The following is a 6396-nucleotide window of genomic DNA, read 5'->3' on the forward strand; positions in this document are numbered from 1 at the left end:
ACGCCCCGTAGTCGTTGAAATCCGACGCTAACCCCCTGCCGGCTGATCCGTTCGGCGGTTGCCCGGTTCGCGCTTCGCTGAGTGCCGAGGTGCAGACATCGGATTACGCTGCCTCACCCCGGGGTCGTCCACTCTCCACGCGCTTTACTTCCCCGGTTCCCCCGGGTAGTTGTTCGAGCGCAATGCGCTCGATGTTGACCGCGGCGTTGATGTCGCGATCATGCTCGGCCCCGCACTCGGGGCATTGCCACCGGCGGGTGCTAAGCGGCACGGCGGCGCGCACATGCCCGCACCCTGAGCACTGCCGGGTGCTCGGGGCGAAGCGGTCGATGGCCACCAATTGCCGCCCGGCCCATTCGGCCTTGTAGGCGAGTTGCCGGCCGAACTCGCCCCAGCCCGCGTCATGCACCGACTTTGCTAGCCGTGTGCGGGCGAGGCCCTTCACCGATAGATCCTCAACGGCGATGACTTGGTTCTCGTCAACGAGCCGCCGGGTGAGTTGGTGCAGGTGATTGGCCCGGGTGTCGGCAACCCGTGCATGAAGGCGCGCCACCGAACGCCGGGTACGATGCCAGCGCCCTGAGCCGCGCCGCTTTCGTGACAGCGCACGCTGTGCGCGCCGCAGCCGCCGCTCTTTTGCCCGCAAGTGCCGGGGGTTCGCCAGTACCTCGCCGGTCGAGAGCACCGCGAGCGACTTGAGTCCCAGGTCGATGCCAACGCTCTTGTTCGTCGGCGCGGGCCGCTTGGCTGGCGCCTCTTCGACCATCGCGGTGACGAAATACCGCCCGGCGGCGTCACGCCGGATCGTCACCATCTTCGGCGCTTGCGCCGGGTGAGCACCATTGCGCCAGCGCATCGCCCCGAGCCCGGGGACGAAAACGTCCTCGTTCGCCCAACGCGAAAGCGCTCGATGCTGGCGCTGGTCGATCTGCACGCGCACCGACTGGGCGCTCGATCGCTTACGAAAGCGGGGGTAGCTCGCCCGGCCTGAGAAGAAGTTGGTAAACGCCCGATCCTGATCGCGGAGCTTTTGGACGATGACCCCTGCCGGCACCTCGGTGAGCCAGTTGTAGCGTGTCGTCTTTTTGAGCGCCGTGATCGCGCGCGAGACATCAACGCCGCTCACCGACTCCCCGCGCCGGCGATAGGCTTTGCTCCGACGCTCCAGCGCATGATTCCACGCCCAGCGCGCCGTGCCGAACCAGCGGTTAAGCACGGCGCGTTGATCGGCATTCGGATAGATCCGAATGCGATAACTGCGCTGGATTGTTGATGGCAAATCGGTCACTACAATCAGTCTACCCGGGAGCACCGTTACCACAATTGTGACCCAACCCAGGCCGCGTCGGATCGGGATGAAATTGGCCGCTGCCCGCGCGCCTCGCGGCGAACCAACGCCTGCAATCGAAGCTGGGTTCGCTACCCGCTCCGCGATCACTCAAGGCAGCGGGGTCCTCGATATCCATATCTCGTCCAACGTCGAGCTTATACACCGGCCGTGGATCAACCACGGTGAGAAAGGCGCGCAAACCGATCGCGCTGAGCCATTCACTCAGCGCTTTCATCCGGATCGTCCGGTTTTCGTGTTGCTCATCGATGCCGATGACCTTGCCACGCCCACCCACCAGGAGGTGGTCAAGGACCTCTACCAGGTCATCAAACCGGCCGCGGAGGGAGTGCCCGACCACAACTGGCGCGATGTGTTGAACTGGTTCGTCGATCACCCCCGCAAGCAACGAGTTTTCGCGGAGGTGTTGTTCAACCAGCCCGCCGAAGTGCTCTCAGCCAGGCAGATCCGCGCCCTGCTCGCGGATGCGGTGAGCCTGGACTCAGTCCAGCGCGCGCTCAAGCCCTACGAGCGGGCGGCGAAGGAGGCGGCGAAGCCCAAGGCTGCCGATGATACGCCCGACGACCCCGAGCCGGAGCCGGAGCCGGAGCCAGCGCCGGCGGTCAGCAATCCGTCTGAGCCGGCCGAGCCGACCGAGCCCTCCGATGAGAGCGGTGTTGATGGCCCGACTGTCGCGGCGGTTGAGCCCGACCCCCACACGCCGGCTGAAGCGCCGGACGGCCCCGACACCGATGACGACCCGGGTATCGATCATCAAAACGCCTATCGGGCAGCAAAAGGCTTCCGGCATCACCACCGGCGCGATCCCTCCGACAACGATGCCATTGATGCTGACCGCTCCGATGAATGGTACCTCGATGACCCGTTCTAACGCCGGCCCGAAGCGCCTCTCAGCGATTCTCAGCGAATGGCGCGCCGACCCCACCAGGGCGCTTGCGCTCGAGACAAGCGCGCTCGGTACGCTCGTCGAATGCACCATGGCCCCGCCGTGGAACGGGGCAGTCGATGTGATCGAGACCATCGCCGATGAGCTCGACGTCACCCTGGATGTCGATCTTCGGTCATTGGAGCTCAACGACACCAAGCCATCGAGGCTTAAGCAGGAGTATCCGCTGTTCGGGACACTGCAGGAATCGCTGCGGACGGCCAAGTCAGCGCCAGATGAGGCGGCCGGCGAGCGGGCGCGGCGCCAGATCCTTGTGGGGCTTTTCGGTGGCTTCGATGGCCACGAGGTTACGATTTACTATGACCAGTTCCTGAAGATCCGCCGGTGTCTGACCTGGCTTGGCACCGACATGCCCACGCCGCTTGGAGACTGGCGGGCCACCGCGTGGGCAGCCCATAACGCCCTTGCAGCCAAAAAGGCGAGTGAAGCGGTCGCCCCGGCTGAGCTCGACGAGTGGCTTGAGAACTTCGGCAAACTCCTGGATGGCACGCGGGAAGTCGGTGAGCGGCTTCGTGACGGGGGCGGCGGCACGCCCGGTCCCCGCCGGGCGATGGAGCGCCTGGATGACAAAGACCTCCACGCCCCGGATTTTGGCCGCTCAATCCCCCGCCGATCGGGCAAGTGCCGCGACCAGACACCTCAGCCTGATCGCGCCGACCCAACGCTGACGGCGCCCGGGACGGACACCCTGACGGTGAACCTCGGCGGGACTCGGGCCGAGGTCAAAGCGGCGTCCAGCGATTTCGAGGCCGCGCTCTCCATCGCGCTCAGCGAGACAAGCACCACCGCGCCGAAAGACGGCCGACGAATGGCACGACTCATCGCCGATCGGGCAGCGACAAGTGCCGTGCAGAGCCCGGCCGGCGCCTCGCTCCTCCCGCTGGGGCGGGTGCGGGATGCCCTAGAGGTCCTTGCCAACGAACCGCTGGATTTTCTCACCGCCTGGCTCGCACTCACCACCACCATCGACCCCGAGCGGCTGATGCGTTTAACCCAGTCCGCGGCGAAACCGCCGGATGAGACGCCGCATTTTGATGGGGAGCAACTCATCTATCGGCTTAAAAACGGCCCGACCGCCGGCGACGATGACGACGATAACCTGATGGTGGAGCTGGTCCTGCCGCCTCGCATCGCGCACTACCTGCGCACCTGGGGCGGGGAGCGGCCCTTGGCCGGCCGGCGCGACCCGATTGACCGTCAGCTCGCTTACCGCCTGGGCAATACCCCGGGCGCGACGCCCAGCTTAAAGCGGCTGCGAAAGACCGGGGCCTATGCCCTCGAGCGCCTCGCCGAGACGCGCAACACCGCGCAGATCCTCTCCGGCGGCTTTAACTTCGGGCATATCGTACCCGGCACCTATCGCCGCGAGCGCGCCGGTACGCTGCAGGCGCTTTTCGCCGAGCACAATGAAACGCTCGCCGCCGAACTGCTCAAGCGCTCTGCACCCCGCAATGGCCTTAGGCCCTGGTTGGACGGTCTTAAGACGCCGCGCGATAACCTGGCGCGTCCCACCGGCTCGGCCCGAGCGCTGGCGCCTGAGGACTACCGCGGTGTTTTCGAGGCCCTGCGGTCGGCACTCATCCAGGCGCGCAAGGCAATCAGGCGCGAACCGAAGGGCTCGAGCGCCGAAGCGCAGGCGCAGATTGAGTACCTGCGCCTGCTCGCCGCGCAGACCTATCTCGCCTTTGAGCTCGGCACCGGGGCCCGCCCAATCGCCGATCGCGCCCTCGCCACGCGGGTGGGTAAGGGAGTGCAAAGCCCCCAGCACGCCCTGCTTTTAATCCGCGATAAGGACAGCCAGGCCTACCGCGAGGCGCGCGTCCTGCCGGTGGCCAATGCGCTTGGCAAGGCGTTGGATCAGCTCAATGCGGCCGTGAATGGCTGCACGAAAATGCTTAAAACCGCCGGCTGGCGGATCACGGACGCGCGCGGCCCGGGTCGTGAGGACCTGCCCACCTGGATCGAGCTCGAGCGCGGGCAGCAGGCCGTCATGCAGGTATTCAGCAACACCGATTTCGCCCGGGTGCTCGCGGACTACAACATCGACGACCCGCGCCCGAGCCCCAACGCCACCCGCCATACCGTGTGCACCGCGCTCGATCCGGTGCTTGATGAGGCGGCCGTGCATGCGGTCATGAGCCATACCGGCGCCGGCGGGACGTATTTCCAGCCGGAATCCCTCGCGAGCCTCGATATGGGCGCGGTGAAAAACGCGCTCGCCGATGTGCTGCATCGCGCGGGCTTTCGATTGATCTAGCCTGAGGAGGCCCTCCCATGTCCATCGACCCAGAAAAGCTCTACGACCAGGTGAAGCGCCTCTGCCCAAAGCGGTTCAAGGGCCCCGATGCCGAAGTCGTGACGAGCCTGATCGCCCATACCGCCGCGCTCATTGATGAGAACCACCGGCTGCCTCGCGCTCAGGCGAATCAACTGGTCAGGGCTACGCGCCAGGCGCTTCCGGACGGTCGCAAGCGCCGGGCATTCAAGCTTGTCACCGAGGTGCTGGAGGCCATTAATCTCACCGAGGCTGCCACCTGTGCCATGCCGGGCCAGACCCATCACCCCACGCGCCCACAGACCACCGCGAGCAGCGCGTTGCAGTTCCACCAGCAGGCCATCGCCTATGCGATGGACCAGTACCTCGATCGCTGGCTTGCCGAGCGCGCGGCCTTAGAACCCATGGACCGGGCCCTGGCCCTTGCCCTGCGGCTCACCACGCGCACGGGCATGGGCGCGGATCTGGTGAGCGGCAGCCTCGCGCGGCTTACCCCGGCGTGCGTGACCACTGACGGGAACCTGCGCCTGCCCATCGATATCGCCAACTTCAGCCGCGCTTACTACCACTGGCCCCTGCCCCCGGGCTGCGCGCGGCTTCTGCCACCGGGCAGCCACAAGGACACCCGCGACGAGGTCCTGCTGTTAGCCGAGGCCCTCGGCGAGCCCATCGATCCGACCTTGCACGAGGATGCGCTCATCGATGCCGCGGCCGAGAAGCAAAAGGCTGTCACGGATGCCCTGCAAAAGGCCTTTCAGGCGTTTGCGCAGGACTTTCGCCGGGATACCGGCCACCGCGGCGGTGTGCCGCTTAAAAGCTGGACGACCTTCTGCCTAGTGGGGCGGTTCATTCCCCAGGGCCGGGGGATGCCGCCGGCGTTGATCGAACTGGGCAAGGGCTTTCCGCTGCCCGCCTGCACGGATCTGCATGCGCTTACGGCACCGGACGCCCGTCAATCGGTGCGTCTATCGGGGAACACACTCGCGAGCGCGCCCATCAAACCGCCCACGGCGGATTTGGCCAACCTGACCGCGCCGGCGGGCGGTGAGTGGTTTGATACCGAGGCCCTGCCCGAGGACTGGGCGACGAAGGCCAATCGCATTCTGCAGCGCTTCTGCCAGGACGCCGAGGCGCTACAGGGCAAGAACCATTACGTCACCGAGGCCAATCACCAAAAACTCAAAGACCAGCGCGACAAGCGCCTCGGGGAGCTCAATGCCCTCTGGGCAGGGCCGACCCTTGCCCATATCGGCCTTGGCTGGCTCTGCGAGCTCGCCCTCAAGCGGGCCAAGATCTCGACCCTGCGCACCTACGTAAGCCGCCTCTTGGCCGTTTCCACCCTCGCCCTCGAGCCAGCCATGAATCTCCCGCTCTGGGATGACGACATCGTGTATGGAATGGAAACCCGGATCATCGCCTCGCGCGACTGGCAGCACACAACCGTGGGGCATTTTCGCCAGACCTGGGGGGATTGCCTGCGTTATGCCAAGCGCATCGGGCACCTGCCGGAGGTGGAGCATCTGCCCGGCGGGCAGGCCCACGTGCATACCGCGAAGCGCATCCACATCCTCACCCCCTACGAGGCGGGCCTTATCTGGAATCATTGCCTGCACCACGGCGGTGTATGGGGCGCGCAAGCGGCCGCCGCGGTCATGCTGGGGTTCTATGGCGGCTTGCGCTCGGCGGATGTGCTGGGCCTCTGTAAACACCGGATCCAGAAGGGCCCTTTTCACCGGAGTGAGATGTCCCCCGATCATCACATCAAGGTCTCGTCTTCCCCGGGTTCCTCTATAGCGGCCTCCTTGACGGTCTGAGATGAGCGGTTTT

4 protein-coding genes are annotated in these 6396 nt (G+C 65.9%); 3 read left to right on the forward strand and 1 reads right to left on the reverse strand.

Annotated elements, in window-relative coordinates; translation table 11 throughout:
• Positions 1-103: 103 nt before the first annotated feature.
• Positions 104-1288: an RNA-guided endonuclease InsQ/TnpB family protein gene (locus tag V6X73_RS03455; protein WP_367957683.1), complete on the reverse strand. Its 1185-nt coding sequence runs from the start codon at positions 1286-1288 to the stop codon at positions 104-106.
• Between the two features lie 298 nt (positions 1289-1586).
• Here V6X73_RS03455 and V6X73_RS03460 point away from each other — a divergent pair, with 298 nt between their 5' ends.
• The 3 genes from V6X73_RS03460 to V6X73_RS03470 are packed head-to-tail and all read left to right on the forward strand — an operon-like array spanning position 1587 to position 6383.
• On the forward strand, positions 1587-2219 hold the full coding sequence (locus V6X73_RS03460; protein ID WP_367957681.1) for a hypothetical protein: 633 nt from the start codon (positions 1587-1589) through the stop codon (positions 2217-2219).
• Positions 2206-4551: a hypothetical protein gene (locus V6X73_RS03465; protein ID WP_367957679.1), complete on the forward strand. Its 2346-nt coding sequence runs from the start codon at positions 2206-2208 to the stop codon at positions 4549-4551. Before V6X73_RS03460 ends, V6X73_RS03465 begins: the two co-directional genes overlap by 14 nt.
• A gap of 17 nt (positions 4552-4568) precedes the next feature.
• Positions 4569-6383, forward strand: a complete 1815-nt coding sequence (locus V6X73_RS03470) for a hypothetical protein (protein ID WP_367957677.1) — start codon at positions 4569-4571, stop codon at positions 6381-6383.
• The last annotated feature ends 13 nt before the right edge of the window (positions 6384-6396 follow it).

The sequence above is a fragment of the Spiribacter pallidus genome (assembly GCF_040838495.1).
Taxonomy (GTDB): domain Bacteria; phylum Pseudomonadota; class Gammaproteobacteria; order Nitrococcales; family Nitrococcaceae; genus Spiribacter; species Spiribacter pallidus.

What these genes read in the sequence shown, in the direction of transcription:
- V6X73_RS03465 (WP_367957679.1), top strand. Translation starts at nt 2,206, where the DNA reads ATGACCCGTTCTAACGCCGGCCCGAAGCGCCTCTCAGCGATTCTCAGC.
- V6X73_RS03470 (WP_367957677.1), top strand. Translation starts at nt 4,569, where the DNA reads ATGTCCATCGACCCAGAAAAGCTCTACGACCAGGTGAAGCGCCTCTGC.